18 protein-coding genes and 1 riboswitch are annotated in these 18,934 nt (G+C 73.3%); all 18 genes read right to left on the reverse strand.

All coding sequences use genetic code 11. The features are described from left to right. Nucleotides 1-100: 100 nt before the first annotated feature. Nucleotides 101-574, reverse strand: a complete 474-nt coding sequence (locus ABD709_RS17915) for a PH domain-containing protein (RefSeq protein ID WP_344777959.1) — start codon at nt 572-574, stop codon at nt 101-103. After that, nucleotides 558-1,403, reverse strand: a complete 846-nt coding sequence (hisG, locus tag ABD709_RS17920) for an ATP phosphoribosyltransferase (RefSeq protein ID WP_344777961.1) — start codon at nt 1,401-1,403, stop codon at nt 558-560. The genes ABD709_RS17915 and hisG overlap by 17 nt, the downstream gene beginning before the upstream one ends. A gap of 31 nt (nt 1,404-1,434) precedes the next feature. Beyond that, on the reverse strand, nt 1,435-1,698 hold the full coding sequence (locus tag ABD709_RS17925) for a phosphoribosyl-ATP diphosphatase (protein WP_344777963.1): 264 nt from the start codon (nt 1,696-1,698) through the stop codon (nt 1,435-1,437). 36 nt (nt 1,699-1,734) lie between these two features. Continuing rightward, on the reverse strand, nt 1,735-2,217 hold the full coding sequence (gene ribH, locus ABD709_RS17930; protein WP_344777965.1) for a 6,7-dimethyl-8-ribityllumazine synthase: 483 nt from the start codon (nt 2,215-2,217) through the stop codon (nt 1,735-1,737). Nucleotide 2,218: 1 nt separating this feature from the next. Next, complete coding sequence (locus tag ABD709_RS17935; protein ID WP_344777967.1) at nt 2,219-3,535, reverse strand: bifunctional 3,4-dihydroxy-2-butanone-4-phosphate synthase/GTP cyclohydrolase II; 1,317 nt, start codon at nt 3,533-3,535, stop codon at nt 2,219-2,221. After that, nucleotides 3,528-4,130 carry a riboflavin synthase gene (locus ABD709_RS17940; protein WP_425575171.1) on the reverse strand — a complete coding sequence of 201 codons (603 nt, stop codon included), beginning with the start codon at nt 4,128-4,130 and terminating at the stop codon, nt 3,528-3,530. The genes ABD709_RS17935 and ABD709_RS17940 overlap by 8 nt, the downstream gene beginning before the upstream one ends. After that, the gene (ribD, locus tag ABD709_RS17945; protein WP_344778108.1) at nt 4,117-5,142 is read right to left on the reverse strand and encodes a bifunctional diaminohydroxyphosphoribosylaminopyrimidine deaminase/5-amino-6-(5-phosphoribosylamino)uracil reductase RibD; all 1,026 of its coding nucleotides are present in this window, start codon (nt 5,140-5,142) and stop codon (nt 4,117-4,119) included. The genes ABD709_RS17940 and ribD overlap by 14 nt, the downstream gene beginning before the upstream one ends. A 119-nt stretch (nt 5,143-5,261) precedes the next feature. Further along, a riboswitch (FMN riboswitch) is annotated at nt 5,262-5,391 on the reverse strand. Between the two features lie 57 nt (nt 5,392-5,448). After that, nucleotides 5,449-6,999, reverse strand: a complete 1,551-nt coding sequence (locus ABD709_RS17950) for a hypothetical protein (RefSeq protein WP_344777969.1) — start codon at nt 6,997-6,999, stop codon at nt 5,449-5,451. A 49-nt stretch (nt 7,000-7,048) separates the two neighbouring features. Continuing rightward, nucleotides 7,049-7,717, reverse strand: coding sequence for a ribulose-phosphate 3-epimerase (rpe, locus tag ABD709_RS17955; protein WP_344777971.1), 669 nt, complete (start codon nt 7,715-7,717; stop codon nt 7,049-7,051). Between the two features lie 11 nt (nt 7,718-7,728). Beyond that, nucleotides 7,729-9,333 (reverse strand): RecQ family ATP-dependent DNA helicase, encoded by a 1,605-nt coding sequence (locus ABD709_RS17960; protein ID WP_344777973.1) that lies wholly within the window; start codon nt 9,331-9,333, stop codon nt 7,729-7,731. 28 nt (nt 9,334-9,361) lie between these two features. Further along, nucleotides 9,362-10,942, reverse strand: coding sequence for a hypothetical protein (locus tag ABD709_RS17965; RefSeq protein ID WP_344777975.1), 1,581 nt, complete (start codon nt 10,940-10,942; stop codon nt 9,362-9,364). 9 nt (nt 10,943-10,951) lie between these two features. After that, entirely contained in the window at nt 10,952-11,890 is a 939-nt protein-coding gene (gene ligD, locus ABD709_RS17970; RefSeq protein ID WP_344777977.1) for a non-homologous end-joining DNA ligase, read from the reverse strand. A 33-nt stretch (nt 11,891-11,923) separates the two neighbouring features. After that, a complete protein-coding gene (locus ABD709_RS17975; RefSeq protein WP_344777979.1) occupies nt 11,924-12,559 on the reverse strand; it encodes an NAD(P)-dependent oxidoreductase in 636 nt (211 codons plus the stop codon). Between the two features lie 41 nt (nt 12,560-12,600). Continuing rightward, nucleotides 12,601-13,998 (reverse strand): RsmB/NOP family class I SAM-dependent RNA methyltransferase, encoded by a 1,398-nt coding sequence (locus ABD709_RS17980; protein WP_344777981.1) that lies wholly within the window; start codon nt 13,996-13,998, stop codon nt 12,601-12,603. Beyond that, on the reverse strand, nt 13,995-14,921 hold the full coding sequence (fmt, locus tag ABD709_RS17985) for a methionyl-tRNA formyltransferase (protein WP_344777983.1): 927 nt from the start codon (nt 14,919-14,921) through the stop codon (nt 13,995-13,997). Before fmt ends, ABD709_RS17980 begins: the two co-directional genes overlap by 4 nt. Then, nucleotides 14,918-15,463 carry a peptide deformylase gene (gene def, locus ABD709_RS17990; protein ID WP_344777985.1) on the reverse strand — a complete coding sequence of 182 codons (546 nt, stop codon included), beginning with the start codon at nt 15,461-15,463 and terminating at the stop codon, nt 14,918-14,920. Before def ends, fmt begins: the two co-directional genes overlap by 4 nt. 20 nt (nt 15,464-15,483) lie before the next feature. Further along, entirely contained in the window at nt 15,484-17,532 is a 2,049-nt protein-coding gene (locus ABD709_RS17995; RefSeq protein WP_344777987.1) for a primosomal protein N', read from the reverse strand. A gap of 106 nt (nt 17,533-17,638) precedes the next feature. Further along, nucleotides 17,639-18,838 (reverse strand): methionine adenosyltransferase, encoded by a 1,200-nt coding sequence (gene metK / locus ABD709_RS18000; RefSeq protein ID WP_344777989.1) that lies wholly within the window; start codon nt 18,836-18,838, stop codon nt 17,639-17,641. Nucleotides 18,839-18,934: the final 96 nt, after the last annotated feature.

The raw sequence follows: 18,934 nt of genomic DNA on the forward strand, positions 1-18,934 counted from the left end.
TTTCCCAAGGGATGCAGGGAAAGTCGCGCCTCCCACGCCGTACAACCATGGGGAGGCGCAGAGATCGCTGCATCCCTTGGGAAACCTGCAGCCCCCGGCCCTAAGCCCCAGGCCGCCCGGACCGCGCGTCAAGCAACGCCCTGACCTCCGCGACCGCGGTCAGGGCACGCACGCCGTCGGAGCCCTGGATGCCGAGCAGGGAGACGGTCGAGCCGTCGGCGATGTCGGCGGTGGGCCAGGGCGCGCCGGGGGGCATCCGGATCGCGACCACCTCGGCCCACTCGAAGGACCGCTTGCGATAGCCGTTGACGACCACCACCGCGGCCTCGGTCGCGGTGACCCGGGACCGGGCCAGGGCATAGAGCAGCGCGACCCCGACGAGGATGAAGAAGATCACCGTCACGCGCTGGAGCACGGAGAACTGCGCACGGGTCTCCGGCGGGAACGTGAACCAGAGCGCCAGGAAGGCACCGACCAGCAGGCCGCCGAACCCGACGGCGGCCAGCCGCGGGCCGAACGGCCGCCAGGTGCGCGGCAGGGGCGACAGCGCCGCGGGCTCAGATCCGGCAGGCATGGATGTCGGTGAGCAGGATGGCCCGCGCACCGAGCTCCCAGAGCTCGTCCATCAACCGCTGGGCGCCGTCGCGGCGCACCATCGCCCGGACCGCGACCCAGCCCTCGCGCTGGAGCGGCGACACGGTCGGGCCCTCCATCCCGGGGGTGATGGCGATGGCGGCCTGGACCTTGTCCTGCTCGATGTCGTAGTCCATCATCACGTAGCCGCGCGCCACCAGGACGCCCTCGACCCGGCGCCGGAAGACGTCGAAGGCGGGCGACCCGTTGCCGGCGCGGGTGATGAGGACGGCCTCGGACTCGAGGATCGGCTCGCCGAAGACCTCCAGCCCTGCGCGGCGCAGCGTGCTGCCCGTCTCGACGACGTCGGCGATCACGTCGGCGACGCCGAGCTGGATGCTGGTCTCGACGGCGCCGTCCAGCCGGACCACGCTCGCCTCGATCCCCCGCTCGTGCAGGAACGCCTCGACGATGCCGACGTACGACGTCGCGATCCGCTTGCCGGCCAGCTCGTCCAGGTCGTCGTAGGTGCCCCGCGGCCCGGCGAACCGGAACGTGCTGCGTCCGAACTCCAGCGACATGACCTCCTCCGCCTTGGCACCGGAGTCGCGCAGCAGGTCGCGGCCGGTGATGCCGACGTCGAGGGTGCCCTCGCCGACGTACAGCGCGATGTCGCGGGGACGCAGGTAGAAGAACTCGACGTCGTTCTCGGCGTCGACGAGCCGGAGCTCCTTGGAGTCGGTTCGCTGGCGGTAGCCGGACTCCTGCAGGATGTCGGTCGCGGCGGCCGAGAGCGCGCCCTTGTTGGGAATCGCGATCTTGAGGGTCATGGCAGGGCTCTCAACGGGTTCTCAGCAGTCCCTAGAGGTGGGCGTAGACGTCGGCGGGCTCGAGGTCGAGGGCGAGCATGAGGACCTGCGCGTGGTAGATCAACTGGCTGATCTCCTCCGCGGCGCGCTCCTTGCCCTCGTGCTCGGCCGCCATCCACGACTCGGCGGCCTCCTCGACGAGCTTCTTGCCGATCGCATGGACGCCCGCGTCCAGCGCGGCGACCGTGCCGGAACCGGCGGGGCGGGACCGGGCCTTCTCGCTCAGCTCCCCCCAGAGCTCGTCGAACGTCTTCACGGGCGAGAAGCCTACTTGCCGGGGTACGGCGCGCCGTCAGGCGTCTCGCCGGCGGATCTTCTTCAGCGTCTGCGCGGTGAGCAGCGCCGCCGAGGCCGCCTCGTAGCCCTTGTCCTCCTTGGACCCCTCGAGCCCCGCGCGGTCGAGCGCCTGCTGCTCGTCGTCGCAGGTGAGCACGCCGAACCCGACCGCGGTGCTGGTGTCGAGCGCCACCCGGCCGAGCCCGTCGGTGGCAGCGCTGCAGACGTAGTCGAAGTGCGGGGTGCCGCCGCGGATGACCACGCCGAGCGCGATGACGACGTCGTGGTGCTGCGCGAGCTCGGCGGCGACGACCGGCAGCTCGAAGGTGCCCGGGACCCGGACGAGGACGGGCGCCTCGACCTTGTGGTCGGCGCAGGCGCGCAGCGCGCCGGCGACCAGGCCGTCCATCACCTGCGGGTGCCAGCTCGCGGCGACGACCGCCACGCGCTGGTCGTGGCAGTCGACGGGCTCGGTGGTCGGGGCGCCGTGTCCGGCCATGTCAGTTCTCGCTTTCGGTGGTCGAGTAGCCGCGAGGGACGAGCGGCGTATCGAGACCAAGGTCGCCGCCCGCCAGCGGGGCGTCGAGGTTGGGCAGGTCGTGGCCCATCCGGTCCCGCTTGGTGAGCAGGTAGGCCAGGTTGTGGTCGTTGGGGTGCGGCGTCAGCGGTACCCGCTCGGCCACCTTGATCCCGTAGTCCTCGAGGTTGTTGACCTTGTCGGGGTTGTTGGTGAGCAGCCGCACCTCCTCGACGCCGAGGTCCTTGAGGATCTGGGTGGCGGCACCGTAGTGCCGCGCGTCGGCAGGCAGGCCCAGGTCGAGGTTCGCGTCCACGGTGTCCCGGCCGCCGTCCTGGAGCTGGTAGGCCTGCAGCTTCGCGACCAGGCCGATCCCCCGGCCCTCGTGGCCGCGGAGGTAGACCACCACACCGCGGCCCTCGGCCACGATCCGGTCCATCGCCTCGTTCAGCTGCGGACCGCAGTCGCAGCGCCGGCTGCCGAAGACGTCGCCGGTGAGGCACTCGGAGTGCACCCGGGTCAGCACCGGGCCCTCGTCGGTGAGCGTTGCCGGGTCGCCGTACACCAGCGCGACGTGCTCGCCGCCGTCGACGGTGATCCGGTAGCCGTAGGCCGTGAAGTCGCCGTGGCTGGTGGGCAGTCTCGTCTCGGCCGCCCGCTCCACGTGCACCTCGTTGCGGCGGCGGTAGCGCACCAGGTCCTCGATCGAGATCATCGCGAGGTCGTGCTCGTCGGCGAACGCGCGCAGCTCCGGCGCCCGCTTCATGGTCCCGTCGTCGTTGACGACCTCGACCAGCACGCCCGCGGGCGTCAGCCCGGCCAGCTTGCAGAGGTCGACGGCCGCCTCCGTGTGGCCGCGCCGGACGAGCACGCCGCCCTCGCGGTAGCGCAGCGGGAACACGTGTCCCGGCCGGGTGATCTCCCACGGCTCGGTCGCACTGTCGGCCAGCACCCGGGCGGTGTGCGCGCGGTCCGCGGCGGAGATGCCGGTTGAGACGCCGTCGCGGGCGTCGACCGAGATCGTGTACGCCGTGCGGTAGGCGTCCTTGTTGTGCGGCGTCATCAGCGGGATCTCGAGCCGGTCGAGCATGTCGCCGGGCATCGGCACGCAGATCACGCCGCTGGAGTGGCGGATCGTGAAGGCCATCAGGTCCGGGGTCGCCTTCGACGCGGCGAAGATGATGTCGCCCTCGTTCTCGCGGTCCTCGTCGTCGACGACGACCACGGCCCTACCGGCGGCGATGTCGGCGACGGCGCGCTCGACCGGGTCGAGCCTCACAGAGCTGGTCGGGTCAGTCACGGTGGATCAGCCTTTCGACGTGCTTGGCGATGATGTCGGCCTCGAGGTTCACGGGGTCACCCGGCTGCTTGAAGCCGAGGGTGGTGCGCGTCAGCGTCTCGGGGATCAGGGAGACGACGAAGCTGTCGTCGCGGAGCTCGGCGACCGTCAGCGAGATCCCGTCGACGGTGATCGAGCCGTGCAGGACGACGTACCGGGCGATCGGCTCGGGCAGGGCGATCTCGACCAGCTCCCAGTGCTCGCCGGGCTCGCGCCTGACGATGGTGCCGGTCGTGTCGACGTGGCCCTGCACGATGTGGCCGCCGAGCCGGGTCTGCGGGGTGCAGGCGCGCTCGAGGTTCACCCGGTGACCGACGGCGAGCGCACCGAGCGAGGTCTTGTCGAGCGTCATCTTCATGACGTCGGCTGTGAACGAGCCGTTCCCCAGGGCGGCGACGGTGAGGCAGCACCCGTTGACCGCGATCGAGTCACCCAGCGCGGCGTCCGTGGTGACCGCTCCCTCGACCGTCAGCCGGACCGCATCCGACTGCTCCTCGAGCGCGGCGACCGTGCCGAGCTCCTCGACGATGCCGGTGAACATGTCAGTCCTCCTCACGCGGCCGCAGGGTGAGCCGCAGGTTGATGTCGGTGCCGTCGTCGTCGCCCGTGGGCATCAGGACGAGCGTGTCGAGCAGGTCGAGCCGGCGGGCCCCGGTGATGGTGCGGATGCCGAGGCTCCCGACGGCGGACTTGCCACTGCCGAGCAGCAGCGGCGCGACGTAGGCCACCACCTCGTCGACGACCCCGGCCTTGAGGAACGCCGCGGCCAGGGTCGGGCCGCCCTCGAAGAAGACGTGGTGGCGGCCGTGCTCGCGGTAGAGCGTCTCCAGCGCCTTCCGCGGGTCGTGGGTCCGCAGCTGCACGGTCTCGGCGACGTCGTCGAAGACCCGGCGGTCGTCGGGCAGGTCCCGGTTGCCGAGCACGACCCGGAGCGGCTGGTCCGGCAGCGGGACGCCGTCGGCGTCGCGCACCGTCAGCTGCGGATCGTCGACGGCCACGGTGTTGGTGCCGACCAGCATCGTGTCGCACTGCGCGCGCAGGAGGTGGGTGTCCCGGCGGGCGGCCGGCGAGGTCACCCAGCGGGAGCTGCCGTCGCGGGCGGCGCTGCGGCCGTCGAGCGTGGTCGCGAACTTCCAGGTCACGAACGGGCGACCGTTGCGGTGGGCGAAGGTCCAGGCCCGGTTCAGCGCCTCGGCGTCCTCGGCGAGGAGGCCGGCGTCGACCTCGATGCCGGCCTCGGCCAGCACCTCCAGCCCGCCCTGGGCGATCGGGTTGGGGTCACGCTGTGCAATAACGACCCGCGCGACGCCCGCCTCGATCAGCGCCCGGCTGCACGGGCCGGTGCGGCCGGTGTGGTTGCAGGGCTCGAGGGTGACGACCGCTGTCGTGCCTCGGGCTCGGTCGCCGGCAGCCCCGAGCGCCTCGACCTCCGCGTGCGGGGTGCCCGCCCCGTGGTGGTACCCCTCGGCGACGACCTCACCGTCCGGGGAGAGCAGCACACAGCCGACCCGGGGGTTCGGGCCGACGGGGACGCCGGGTGACGCGGCCAGCGCGAGGGCGCGGCGCATCGCGTCGTACTCGACTGCGAACTGCTCCGCCACCTGGGTGCCTCTCCGGTCGTCCTCCGCTCGAGGGCTCCGGGGCTGGTGGCGCTGGGCGCGCGCCGCGCATCACGGTGCGTCGCCGCCTGCGTGCGCTTCCCATCCGGACTTTGACCGTCGGTCCAGGATTTCCACCTGGTCAACCGACCGCTGGCTGCGATCGGGTCGCGGACTTTAACCGCCGGCTCGGAGTTTCACCGACCCCAGAGCACGCGAGCTCTTGTGGGGACCAATGCTCGCACACGCAGCGCTATTCCCCCATCGTGAGGCTCGTCACCAGCGCTGCACCCGGAGGGTGCGCAGTCCGGTGTCGATGTCGTAGAGCCGGGTGCGACCGTCCCGGGGTGCGTAGTAGAGCTCGACGCCGCTGCGGAAGTCGGTGCCCGGCTGGCGCAGCACCAGCTCCTGGGCGTCACCGCCGACGAACCGGTAGCGACCCGAGGACGTCCGCGCGGCCCCGATGCAGTAGTGGCAGGTGTAGGTGCCGTCCCGCCGGAGCGTCAGCGCGACACCGTGGCGGCCCTGCCCGCTGTAGGCCAGGCGCTGGCCGGTCGTCACCGGCCGGATCACGTGGTCGGTCGAGTAGTTCTCGTAGCGGCCGCCGTAGGTGGGCATCCCCCAGCCGCCGTCACGGGTGCGGGCGAGGCGGTCGTCGATCTGCAGCCGGTCACTGTCCGCGTCGTAGTAGTAGCGGTGGCACCCGGTCATGTCCTTGGACACCTTGGTGCACGGCTCGGTCCGCGGTCCCGCGTACTCGTCGTGGACGTAGACCCACTCGTCGTCGAGGAACTGATAGACCCGGTGCAGGTTGAAGTCGCCGACTCCGGAGTTGCTGGCGCTGCCACGCACCCACCAGGCCTTTCCTGCCAGCGATCCGACCCAGTCGGTCGGGACGGGGACGGTGACCGGGATCCGGCCACTACAGCCCCACGCAGCTGGTACGCCGTCGATGGTGACCGTGCCCGACGCCCGCACGAAGTAGAGCTGGGACGGGTCGAGCTGGAGCGAGAGCTCGCCGGTCCACGGCTCGTCGGTCCACAGGTCGACGTCGGTCGCCGGCTCGGGCACCGATGCGCCCGAGAACGCGTCAGAGGGGTCGACGGTGAAGGCGAGGCTGTCGAATCCGCTCGGGCGCGGGATGATGCCGGCGCCGGGGTAGGTGCCCGGGTCAGTGCTGTAGCCGACCGCGATGTCGAGCGAGCCGCCGGCCGGGACCTCGCGCGGGCAGGCGACGGTGGCCGGGAAGATGCCGTTGCGGTCGTTGAACCCCACGGCCACGAGCGGCACGGCCTTGTGGGACCAGATCGCAGCGCCGGGGTCGGCGGGATCGGCGGATGCGTGGCTCGCCGCCTTGACGCAGTCCACCGCGTCGAAGGGCGCGGTCTCGATCCGCACGTCGATCTGGTCCCACTCGGCGCTGCCGCTGAGAGGAAGGTCGGTGGCCGGGAGCGCGGTCCCGTCGGAGGCGAAGGCCGCCGCGGTGAGGTCGGCGGGGTCGGAGGTGTCGACGACGACCCAGCGCTGCACCGAGCACCCGTTGCCGCCCGAGGTCCCGAACCCGACGTGCAGGTAGCGCCCGCCGCCGGAGTTGTTCCAGTAGTAGGGGCTCACCTGGATCCGGCCGGTGCCGGGCTCCGCGGTCACGGTGACGTCGCGGCCACCGGTCGCCCCGCTGACCTCGAACGTGGCCGTGACGGTACCGCCGGCGACGCGAGCAGGAGCAGACCGTGCCGCGTCCGCGGTCGGCATCCCGGCGACCAGCGTGGCGCCGAGCGATGCGGCACAGGCGGCGAGGACGACCGGGAGAAAGCGGCGGGGCATCATCTGGTGACCCTAGGTGAAAGGTAAAGCAACCGGAAGGCGATTGCCTCGATCAACCTCCGGTCGCCGCGGCGGCCCGGTCGCGCAGGGCGGCGATCATCTTGTCCGGGTCGTCGGCGGAGTAGACGGCCGAGCCGGCGACGAAGACGTCCGCTCCGGCCTCGGCGCAACGCTCGATCGTCTCGAGGGAGACTCCCCCGTCGACCTGGAGCCAGGTCTCGACACCGTGCTTGTCCATCAGCTCCCGCGCCCGGCGGATCTTGGGGAGGCACAGGTCCAGGAACCTCTGCCCTCCGAAGCCCGGCTCGACGGTCATGATCAGCAGCATGTCGAGCTCGGGCAGCAGGTCCTCGTAGGGCTCGACCGGCGTCGCCGGCTTCAGCGCCATGGAGGCGCGCGCACCGGCCTTGCGGATCTCCCGGGCCAGCCGGACAGGCGCCTTGCACGCCTCGACGTGGAAGGTGACCGAGCCGCAGCCGGCGTCGACGTACGCCAGCGCGTTGGTGTCGGCGTCCTCGATCATCAGGTGCGCGTCGAGGGGTACGTCGGTCGCTCGGGCGAGCGCCTCCACCATCGTCGGACCGAAGGTCAGGTTCGGCACGAAGTGGTTGTCCATGACGTCGACGTGCACCCAGTCCGCGCCGGGGATGCGGGCGACCTCGTCGGCGAGCCGGCCGAAGTCGGCGTTGAGGATGCTGGGCGTGATCTGCACGTGGCGCACGGGCGACGATCCTATCGGTCGGTCCGCTCCAGCAGCTCGCCGTCGGCAACCAGGTCTCTCGCCAGCGTGCGGTAGCCCACGTCGTCGAAGAGGACGGTCAGCCGGTCGTCCTCGACGTCGGTCACCGTCCCGTCCCCGAACTCGGCGTGGCGCACCCGCGCCTGGACGGGGTACGGCGTCCGCGGGTCCGCGACCCGCTCGGGCGCGACGCCGGCGCAGCAGTTGTCGCACTCGCCGCAGCGCTCCTCGAGCTCCTCACCGAAGTAGCCGACCAGGAACTGCGAGCGGCACCGGTCGGTCTCGGCGTAGGCGCGCATCATCTCGACCCGTGACGTCTCCAGCCGGCGACGCGCCTCGGCGAGCTCGACGGCCGCGGCCGCCAGGCCCCCGTCGCGGTCGGTGCTCTGCTCGCTCTCGCGGGCCAGCTGCAGCAGGTTCAGGATCCGTCCGGCCCGGCGCGGACCGAGCCCGGTCTCCTCCGCGACGGCCCGGGGATCGGTGCTGCCCGTGCGCCCGGAGGCGCCGAGCACGCTCTGCACGTCCTCGGCGCGAGGGAGCCCCGCGCTGAAGAACCTCCCCAGCGCGAGGTCTTGCGGGCGATAGACGAGCACCCCCGTGGCAGGCTCGCCGTCCCGGCCCGCGCGGCCGACCTCCTGGTAGTAGGTGTCGGGCGACTCCGGGACCTGGGCGTGCACGACGAACCGGACGTCCGGCTTGTCGATCCCCATGCCGAACGCAGACGTGGCCACGATCGTGTCGACGTCACCGTCCATGAAGGCGCCGTGGACCTCGTCGCGGCGGCGCTGGCCGATCCCCGCGTGGTAGACGGCCGTACGGCGTCCGCGGCCCGCCAGCGCGGCGGCGTACTCCTCCGCCGCCGGGCGGGTCCGGCAGTAGACGATCCCGGTGCCCTCGTGGTCGGCGACCAGGTCGAGGACCCGGTTGCGCTGGTCGCCCTCGTCGACCGCACGCTCGACACGCAGGGCGAGGTTGTCACGGGCGAAGCCGGTCACGATCGTCCTCGGGTCGCGCATCCGCAGCCGGGTCACGACGTCCTCGCGCACCGGAGGGGCCGCCGTGGCGGTCATCGCCACGACCGGCGGGCAGCCGAGCGGGCTCAGCAGGTCCCCGAGTCGGAAGTAGTCCGGGCGGAAGTCGTGTCCCCACGCGGACACGCAGTGCGCCTCGTCGACGGCGACGAGCGTGGGCTCGAGCACGGCCACCCGGTCGCGCACGTCCGGGTTCACGAGCTGCTCGGGCGCGAGGAAGAGGTACCGCACCTCCCCCGCCTCGGCTCGCCGGAAGACCTCGTCGCGCTGCCCCGCGCCCTCCGCGGAGCTGATCCGCGCCGCGCTCGCCGCGACCGGCGCCCGCTCGATCGCGTCGACCTGGTCGGCCTGCAGGGCGAGGAGCGGCGAGACCACCACCGTCACACCACCGAGGAGGTCGCCGCCGAGCTGGTAGACCAGCGACTTCCCCGCTCCGGTCGGGGAGATGAGCAGCACGTCGTGCCCGGCGAGCAGCGCACTCGTCGCCTCGGCCTGACCGGGCAGCAGCTGCTCGTGGCCGAAGTCCTCCCGGGCGGCAGCCCGGATGCGGGCCTTCGGCGAGGTCACGCCGGGCAGTTACCCGGCGCCGCCCGGGTCAGCCCTCCGCGCCGTACACGCCGGCCACGGACCAGTCGAGGTCCTCGAGCACACCGTCCTGGTAGTAGCCGACGACACCGTCGAGCGTGACCGGTGGGTGCTTGGCCGGGTCGAGGACGAGCGAGGTCCCGGTGAAGCGGTAGCGGCCGTGATGGGTCTTCTGGACGCCGTCGATCGAGGAGACCTTCGTGAACCGGTAGGTCCCGTCCCGGTGCAGGACCAGCTCGATGTCGCTGACGGCGCAGCCCCGCGACCTGCCGGGCAGCGGCGAGCAGTTGAAGGTGCTGCCGCGGCCGCCGTAGGACACCCGGGTGCCGGCGGCGACGGGTCCGATGCTGGTTCCGGACCGCACCGGCTCGCTCTGCCAGGGCAGCTCCCATCCGGCCGGGTCCGTGACAGGCCGGAGCCGGATGTCGTCGACCTGGAGCTGGCCCGACGCGGCGTCGTAGTAGTAGCGGTGGCAGCCCGCGCGGATCTTCGGCGCGACGGTGTCGCACGTCGCCGGAACCGGGTCGGCGGCCTGGTCGCTCAGGAAGACCCACTCGTCGTCGAGGAAGGTGAGCACCGAGTGGTAGGGCTCGTGCCACTTGTCCGGAGCCCGACCCCAGAGGGTCTGGCCCGCGAGCGTGCCGGACCAGCCGGTCGGCGGCGGGACGCTGACGCTGCGCGTGATCTCGTCGTAGTCCGCGGTGCCGTCCTCGCCCAGGGTCAAGCCTGCCGCCGTGATCCGGATCCGCGGGTGGACGGCGTACGGCGTCGCCGGTCGGACGCCGAGCGTGCCGGTGACGGGCGCGTCGTAGGTCCAGAGGTCGAGGGTCTGCGGCGGAACCGGCCCGGTGACCTCGAGACCGCTGCCGGGCGGCAGCTCGACCTCGACCTCGACCGGCACCGGCGGGGTCAGCAGCTCCTCCCAGTCGGCGCCGTTGGGGCGGGGCTCGAGGCTGAAGGTCAGCTGGCTGTCGGTGCCGTAGGGGAACTTGCTCGGCACCTGGAGCAGGTTCGTGGAGTGGTAGCCGAGGCTGGTCATCGGACCGAGGTCGCCGGTGAACGTCGGCCCGACCTGACGGCTGGCCGGGTCGCGGTGCGCGTGCCCGCTGACCTTCGCGCAGTCGGTCGGGAAGCTGCCGGGCGCTGTCTCCAGGCGCAGGTAGTGCATCCAGTCGTCGGTCTCGTAGTACTGCCCCCACCGGTGGATCGGCGTGAAGTCGACCGGCTGCCACTGTGCGTCGTAGAGCCAGGCGTGCGCGTTGTCCTGCTGGTCGAGGACGACCCACCGGACGACCTTGCAGCCGCCGGACGCGGTCGCGCGGCCGAACCCGAAGTGCACGAACCGGCCGACGTCGTCGGCGTAGGCGAACACCATGATCCGACCGGACGGCGCGTCGGCGAGGACGCCGATGCCGTCGAACTCGCTGCCCCAGTGCTTGACCCCGACCGTCGCGAGCGGGTCGGGATCGGCGGCAGCTGCGGGTCCGGCTGCCCCTCCCACGGTCGGGTGGGCGAGGGCCGCACCCGGTACGCCGACCAGGGCCGCGAGGACGAAGAGGACAGCGCACACGAGCCGGACGGGGTGCCTCATCGCGTCAGGCTAGTCCTCGACGTCCGCGATGTCGTCGGCGTCGGCCCGTTCGAGCAGCGGTGCGATGTCGTAGACGCTGTCGTCGATCGCCTCGTGCAGGTCGCCCAGCTCGGCGAACCGTGCGGGCACGGTGCGGATGGTGAAGTCGTGCGGGTCGGCGTCGTCGATCTCGTCCCACCGGACCGGGGTCGAGACCCTGGCGTCGGGCAGGCCCCGGACGCTGTAGGCCGCCGCGATCGTGTGGTCGCGGGCGTTCTGGTTGTAGTCGACGAAGACGGCACCCGGGTCCCGGTCCTTCTTCCACCAGGTGGTCGTGACCAGCTCGGGCGCACGCCGCTCCACCTCGCGCGCGAAGGCGAGCGCCGCTCGGCGTACGCCCTTGTGGTCGTGCTCGGGCTTGATCCGGACGTAGACGTGCAGGCCCTTGCTGCCGCTGGTCTTGGGGAAGCCCACGGCCCCGAGCTCGTCGAGCACCTCGTGGCAGACGTGGGCGACCTGCCGGACGGTGTCGTAGGACGCGGCCGGGCCGGGGTCGAGGTCGATCCGCCACTCGTCGGGCTGCTCGGTCGCGCCGCGGCGGCTGTTCCAGGGGTGGAACTCGACGGTCGACATCTGCACGGCCCAGATCACCGCACCGAGCTCGGTCACGCACAGCTCGTCGGCGGTGCGGCCCCAGCGCGGGAAGTAGAGCTGGACGGTCTCGACCCAGTCCGGGGCGCCCTGCGGGAGCCGCTTCTGGTGCACCTTGTCGCCGTCCAGCCCTTTCGGGAACCGGTGCAGCATGCACGGCCGCTCCCACAGGGCGTTGACGATGCCGGGCCCGACGGCGAGGTAGTACTCGACCAGGTCCAGCTTGGTGGCGCCGATCTCCGGGAAGTAGACCCGCTCGGGATTGGTCACCTTCACCACCCGGTCGTCGACCTCGACCTCGGTGAACGGCGATGCCATGCGCGACAGCCTAGGGGCCGGGCGCGAGCGCCCTCAGTAGGCGACGCCGATGTGCTCCCGCGGGTGGGCGTGCGCCTCGATCTCGTCGACGACGGCGACGGCGAGGTCCGGTCCGGAGATCTCCGACCCGCCGTTCTCGTCGACCAGCGCGACGTCGCCGCCGAGCCGGTAGCTGCCGGTCCGCTCCCCGGCCGCCCAGGCGCCGTAGCCGCCGGCAGGGCTCACGAAGGTCCAATCGAGCCCGTCGGGGGCCGAGCCCTGCAGCCAGGCGCGCACCGAGTCGCCCTCGAGCGCCTCCGCACGGAACTGCTCGGGGATCTCGCCCTCGGCGAAGCGCGGCTCGCCCTCGGCCGGCCGCAGCGAGCTGAAGCCGCCGATGACGATCAGGCGCGCTCCGTTCTCCACCGCCGCGTCGGCGAGCGCGGCGTAGGTCTCCCGGAGGGTGCCGGCGGTCGCGCCGCGGGGCGAGAGCGTCGCGACGACGACGTCGGCGCCGGGGACCACGCGGGTGGCCTCGGCCGACGTGCCGTGCTCGTAGGTCACGCCGTCAACGGGCTCGGCCGGCGCCGAGCGGCTGAACGAGATGACGTCGTGCCCGCGGGACACGGCCTCGCGGGCGAGATTGCCGCCGGTGTAGCCGGTGCCTCCGATGATGGCGATGGTAGTCATGCAGGTTTCAACCATCTGCCGGCCGAGTCATTCCCTCCGGCTCACCGGCTCCGGCGGAGCAGCGCGAGGAACATCGCGTCGGTCCCGTGCCGGTGCGGCCAGAGCTGGGCGGTGCCCTCGACCGGTCCGTCGGCGCCGGTCACGCCCGGGAGCAGCGGACGGACGTCCTCCAGGGTCACGTCCGCCCGCGCGCCGAGGACGGACCGAACGACGTCGCGGGTCTCGGCGTGCACGGGCGAGCAGGTGGCGTAGAGCACGACGCCGCCGGGCCGCACGAGGTCGATGGCCGAGCCGAGCAGCCGGCGCTGCAGCAGCACCAGGGTGACCAGGTCGTCGGGGCCGCGCCGCCAGCGCGCCTCGGGCCGGCGTCGGAGTGCGCCCAGGCCCGTGCACGGGGCGTCGACCAGCACCCGGTCCGCGCGGCCCGCGCGGAACGGCGGCCGGGCGCCGTCCGCGGCGACCACGCCGTACGGCCGGTCCCCGAGCGGCTCGAGCGCCCGTGCCACCAGGCGGGCGCGGTGAGGGTGCAGCTCGACCGCCGCCAGCCGGGCGCCGCGCTGTGCAGCCAGCGCCGCGAGCAGCGCGGCCTTGCCGCCCGGGCCGGCGCACAGGTCGATCCAGAGGTCGTCGGTCCCGGTCAGCGGCGCGGCGGCAAGGGCGTGGGCGACCAGCTGGCTGCCCTCGTCCTGGACCCCGGCCCGGCCCTCGGCGACCGCGGGCACGGCGGCCGGGTCGCCGCCCTCCAGCACGGTGCCGTACGGCGAGAACGGCGTCGGCGTGCCGGGCAGCTCCGAGCGGTCCGCGAGCCCGGGCCGCGCCGCCAGCGTGACCCGCGGCGGCACGTTGTCGGCGGCCAGCAGCTCCTCCACCTCGCCGTCGGGCACCGCCTGGTCGAGCAGGTCGACCACCCAGCGCGGGTGGCTGTGCCGGACCGAGAGCGCGGTCATCCGGGTGTCGCGGTCCCCGCCGATCGCCGGGGCGACGACGTCCCGCCAGGCGTCGAGGTCCCGGCTCGCGACCTTGCGGAGCACGGCGTTGGCGAACCCCGCGGCGCCCTTGCCCTGGCGGGCGTGCACCAGGTCGACGGTGGTGCTGATGGCGGCGTGCGGGGCCACGCGCATGCCGAGCAGCTGGTGGCAGCCGAGGCGGAGGGCGTCGAGGACCCCGACCTCGACCTTCCGCAGCGGCCGGTCGATGCAGGCGCCCAGGATCGCGTCGTAGGTCCCCTGCCGGCGGATGGTGCCGGACGCGAGCTCGGTGACGAACGCGGCGTCGCGGCCCTCGAGGCCGGCCCGCGCGATCGCGGCCGGCAGCACCAGGTTGGTGTAGGCGCCCTCGACGCGGACGCAGCGGAGCACCTCGAGCGCCGCCGTCCGCGGTCGGTCGACACGCCGGTCCCCCCTGCGTGGCGCTCCTCCCGTGCGCCGCGGTGCGGTCATGCGAACCGCACGCCCGCCTCGGGCCGGAGCCCGCGCGCCCAGTCGGCCGCCGCCATCTGCTTCTTGCCGAACGCCTTCACCTGGCCCAGCCGGACCGGGACGGTCGCGGTGCCGACCAGCACCTCGAGCTTGCCGACCTGGAGCTCGCCGGGGACCAGCACGGGCGCGTCGTCGACGACCGTCACCGGGCCCAGCTTGACCCGCTCACCCCCGTACGTCGTCCAGGCGCCCGGCCCGGGCGTGCAGGCGCGGATCCGGCGGTCGACGGCGACCGCCGGCTCGGTCCAGTCGACCCGGGCGTCCTCGACGGTGATCTTCGGGGCGAGGCTGACCCCCTCGGCCTGCTGCTCGCGGGCCTCGAGGGAGCCGTCCTCGATGCCGTCGAGGGTGGCGACCAGCAGGCCGGCGCCGCCCTCGGCGAGCCGCGCGAGGAGGTCGCCGGCGGTGTCGTCCGGGCGGATCCGCTCGGTCATCACGCCGTAGGCGGGCCCGGCGTCGAGCTGCGGCACGATGCGGAACGTCGTCGCGCCGGTCACCTCGTCCCCCGCCCAGATCGAGTGCTGCACGGGCGCTGCGCCGCGCCACGACGGCAGCACCGAGAAGTGCAGGTTCACCCAGCCGTGCGGCGGGATCTCCAGCGCGCTGCTCGGGATCAGGGCGCCGTAGGCGACGACCGGGCAGCAGTCGGGCGCGAGGTCCTTGAGCTGCTGCTGGAAGTCGGGGTCGCGGGGGTGCTCGGGCTTGAGGACCGGTACGCCGAGCTCCTGGGCGCGGACGGCGACCGGGCTGGGGGTGAGCCTCCGCCCCCGGCCTGCCGGCGCGTCCGGCCGGGTCACGACGGCGACCAGCTCGTGGTGGGACGCAGCGACGGCGTCCAGCGCGGGCAGGGCCACCTCGGGAGTGCCCGCGAAGACCACCCTCATAGGCCGAACCCGCCGGTGGCGTGCGGGGAGACGCGGACGGCGGGCCGCTCGAGCCCGAACCACTCCGACTCGCGGATCTCCTTCATCGCCGCCTTGCGGGCGTCGGTGTCGAGGCGGTCGATGAACAGGATCCCGTCGAGGTGGTCGGTCTCGTGCTGGATCGCGCGCGCCAGCAGCTCGGAGCCCTGGATCGTCACCGGGTCGCCGTGCATGTTGAAGCCCTTGGCGACCACCGACAGGGCGCGCCGGCAGTCGTAGGTGAGCTCCGGGATCGACAGGCAGCCCTCCGGACCGTCCTGGATCTCCTCGGAGAGGTCGAGGACCGGGTTGACGAGGTGCCCGATTTCGCCGTCGACGTACCACGTGAACACCCGGAGGCCGACCCCGATCTGCGGCGCCGCCAGGCCGGCTCCGGGTGCCTCGAGCATGGTGTCGGTGAGGTCGGAGACCAGCTGGCGGACCTCGGCGTCGAAGTCGACGACCTCGATGGCCGGGCGGCGCAGGATCGGGTCGCCGAAGAGTCGGATGGGTCGGATGGCCACGACCCGAGTCTAGGTGGCGCTCAGATCTCCGACGGGTCGACCTGGATGCGGACCGGCTCGAGCTTGCGGGCGCTGCGGACCCGCTGCAGCTCGCCGAGGGCGGCGGACAGGGCCGGGCCGTCGCGGCGCGGCACCCGCACGACGACCCGTTCCTCCTCGCCCTCGGGCAGCGGACCGAGGACGTCCCCGCCCTCCGGCAGGGCGAGCAGGGTGAGCGCGTCGTCGACGGCGCCGGCGTCGCCGGTGATGGTGGCGATCCGGGCCGCGGGCGGGAGGTTCGCCGTACGCCGCTCCTCGGCCTCGCGCGCCGCGAATCCCGCCGGGTCCCACCGCACGAGCGCCTGCAGGGCGGGGGCCGCCGGGTCGCCGACGGCCAGCGCCCGGCCGCCGGGGCGGACCAGGCCGACCGCGTTGCACCAGCGCCGCAGCGCCTCCTCGCCGACCCGCATCGCGTCCCGGCCGAGGACCAGCCAGCTGTCCAGCAGCACCACGACCGCGAAGCCACCTTCGGCCACCGGCTCGGCCCCGGGCGTCGCGACCACGATCCGCGGCTCGGGACCCACCCGGTCGCGCACCCGGTCGGCCGAGGAGGTCACCACCGGCACCTTGGGGAAGGTGCGGCCGAGCTCGTCGGAGGTGCGGAGGTTGCCGACGACCGGCGCGCGGAGGCCGTGGCCGCCGCACTCGCCGCAGGTCCAGCCGGGCGCCTCGGTGGCGCACCAGCGGCACCGCGGCGGGTCGGTGGGGCCGGGAATCTGCAGGGGCCCGGTGCACGCGGCGCACCGGGCGGGCTCGCGGCACCGGTCGCACGCGAGGCGGAGGGCGTAGCCGGCCCGGGGCGTCTGGACGAGCACCGGGCCGTGCTCGAGTCCCCACCGCACCGCGTCGAACACCTGGCGGGGCATCCGCGCCGCCGCCGTCAGCGGGTCGCGCCGGAAGTCCATCTCGCTAGCGCCGGTGACGGCGACGAGCACCCGCTCGCGCAGCTCCGCGCGGGGCGCCTCGATCTCGTGGGCCCAGCCGGAGCGCAGCAGCTGGTCGGCCTCGACCGTGCGGGCGAACCCGCCGACCAGTGCGGCGGCGCCGGTCGCCTCCGAGCGGAGCAGCAGCACCTCGCGGGTGTGCGGGTAGGGCGCGCGCGGCTCGGCGTGCAGGTCGTCGCCGTCGTCCCAGACGACGACCAGCCCGAGGTCGCGGACGGGCGCGAACGCCGCCGACCGGGTGCCGATCGCGATCCGGCGGTCGCCGCGGCTGACGGCCAGGAAGTCGCGGTAGCGGGCAGCCGGGCCGGCGGCCGCGCCCAGGACGACGTGGTGGCCCTCCCCGAGGAGCTCGCGCAGCGCGTCGTCGAGGCGGGCGACGTCCTTGTGGTCGGGCAGGCACAGCACGCTCCCCCGGCCGGCCGCGAGGGCCGCGGCGGCGAGGTGCGCCAGCAGCAGCGGCCAGTCCTCCCCCGGCGCTGCGCCCCACACCCCGCGAGGCGCGCCGCCGTCGCGGAGATGGCGCAGGAACGGCTCGGCCGCCGGGTAGCCGGCCCAGGCCTCCGCCGCGTCGAGCCCGGCGGGGAGGGGCGGCTCGGGGCCGGTGGGCTGCTTCTCGGTGGTCGCGTGCCGCGGCGGGACCGCGAGTCGGCGTACGTCGGAGGCGGCACCCGCGTAGCGCTCGGCCACCGCGTCGCACAGGGCGGCCACCTCGGCGCTGAGGACCGGCTCCGCGCTGACCACGCGGCGCAGCGGCGTCAGCCGGCCGCCGTGGTCGGACTCCGCGACCCGAGCGACGACGTAGCCGTCGACGTCCTGCCCCGCGAACCGCACCTTCACCCGGACGCCCGGTCTCGCAGCCTCGGCCATCGGTGCGGGGACGGCGTAGTCGAACGGCCGGTCCAGGTGGGCCAGTGGTACGTCGAGCACCACCCGCGCCACCGGATCGACCGCGGCCGGCTCGACCGGCGCAGCCTGCTTCGCGCGCCTGGCGCGCGCCACCGCCCCGCCCGTGCGCGCCGCCGCCCGCGCGAGCCCCGGCAGCGCGGCGTCGCGCTCCTCGGGCGGCTCTGCTGGGTTGGGTGGCACGGGTGCGGTTCTACCAGCCACCCCAGCCACAACGCCGAGTCGGCGCCAACTTGGGTAAAAGCACGCCGAGTCGGCTCAAGCTTGAGCCGACTCGGCGAGGGGTGGATCAGATGCCGGCGGCGGCCTTGAGCGCGTCGGCGCGGTCGGTCTTCTCCCAGGTGAACTCGGGGAGCTCCCGACCGAAGTGGCCGTAGGCGGCGGTCTTGGCGTAGATCGGCCGGAGCAGGTCGAGGTCGCGCAGGATCGCGGCCGGGCGCAGGTCGAAGACCTCGAGCACGGCCTGCTGGATCTTCTCGTCCGGGACGACGCCGGTGCCGAAGGTCTCGACGAAGACGCCCATCGGGGCGGCCTTGCCGATGGCGTAGGCGACCTGGACCTCGGCGCGGCGGGCGAGCCCGGCGGCGACGATGTTCTTGGCGACCCAGCGCATCGCGTAGGCAGCCGAGCGGTCGACCTTCGACGGGTCCTTGCCGGAGAAGGCGCCACCACCGTGGCGGGCCATGCCGCCGTAGGTGTCGACGATGATCTTGCGGCCGGTCAGGCCGGCGTCACCCATGGGGCCGCCGACCACGAAACGCCCGGTCGGGTTGATGTAGAGCTTGTAGCCCTCCGACGGCACGACGTCCTTGAACTGGTCGAGGACCGGCTCGATGACGTTGACCTGGATGTCCTTCTGCAGCTGGTCCTGGCTGACGTCCTCGGCGTGCTGCGAGGAGACGACGACGGCGTCGATGCGCACCGGGCGGTCGTCCTCGTCGTACTCGATGGTGACCTGGGTCTTGCCGTCGGGGCGCAGGTAGGACAGCGTGCCGTCCTTGCGCACCGCGGTGAGCCGCTCGGCGAGGGTCTGCGCGATCTTGATCGGCAGCGGGAACAGCTCCGGGGTGTCGTCGCAGGCGTAGCCGAACATCAGGCCCTGGTCGCCCGCGCCCTGGCGGTCGAGCTCGTCTCCCGAGCCGTCGACGCGCTCCTCGAAGGCGTCGTCGACGCCCTGGGCGATGTCGGGCGACTGCGAGCCGATCGCGACCTGGACGCCGCAGGAGTTGCCGTCGAAGCCCTTGTCGGAGGAGTCGTAGCCGATCTCGAGGACCTTGTCCCGGACGAGCTGGGCGACCGGCGCGTACGCCGTCGTGGTCACCTCGCCGGCCACGACGACCAGGCCGGTCGTCAGCAGCGTCTCGACAGCGACCCGGCTCTTGGGGTCGTGCTCGAGGAGGTAGTCGAGCACGGTGTCGCTGATCGCGTCAGCGATCTTGTCCGGGTGTCCCTCGGTCACCGACTCGGAGGTGAAGAGGCGTCCAGTCACAGTTACTCCTGCCATGGAAATGGGCGTCGCGGGCGCTAGGGGCTGCGCCACGGAGACCAACGATAGGCGGCGGTCCGGGTGACGCGGTGATGTCTC

It is taken from the genome of Nocardioides panacisoli (genome assembly GCF_039537325.1).
Classification (GTDB): Bacteria; Actinomycetota; Actinomycetes; order Propionibacteriales; family Nocardioidaceae; genus Nocardioides; species Nocardioides panacisoli.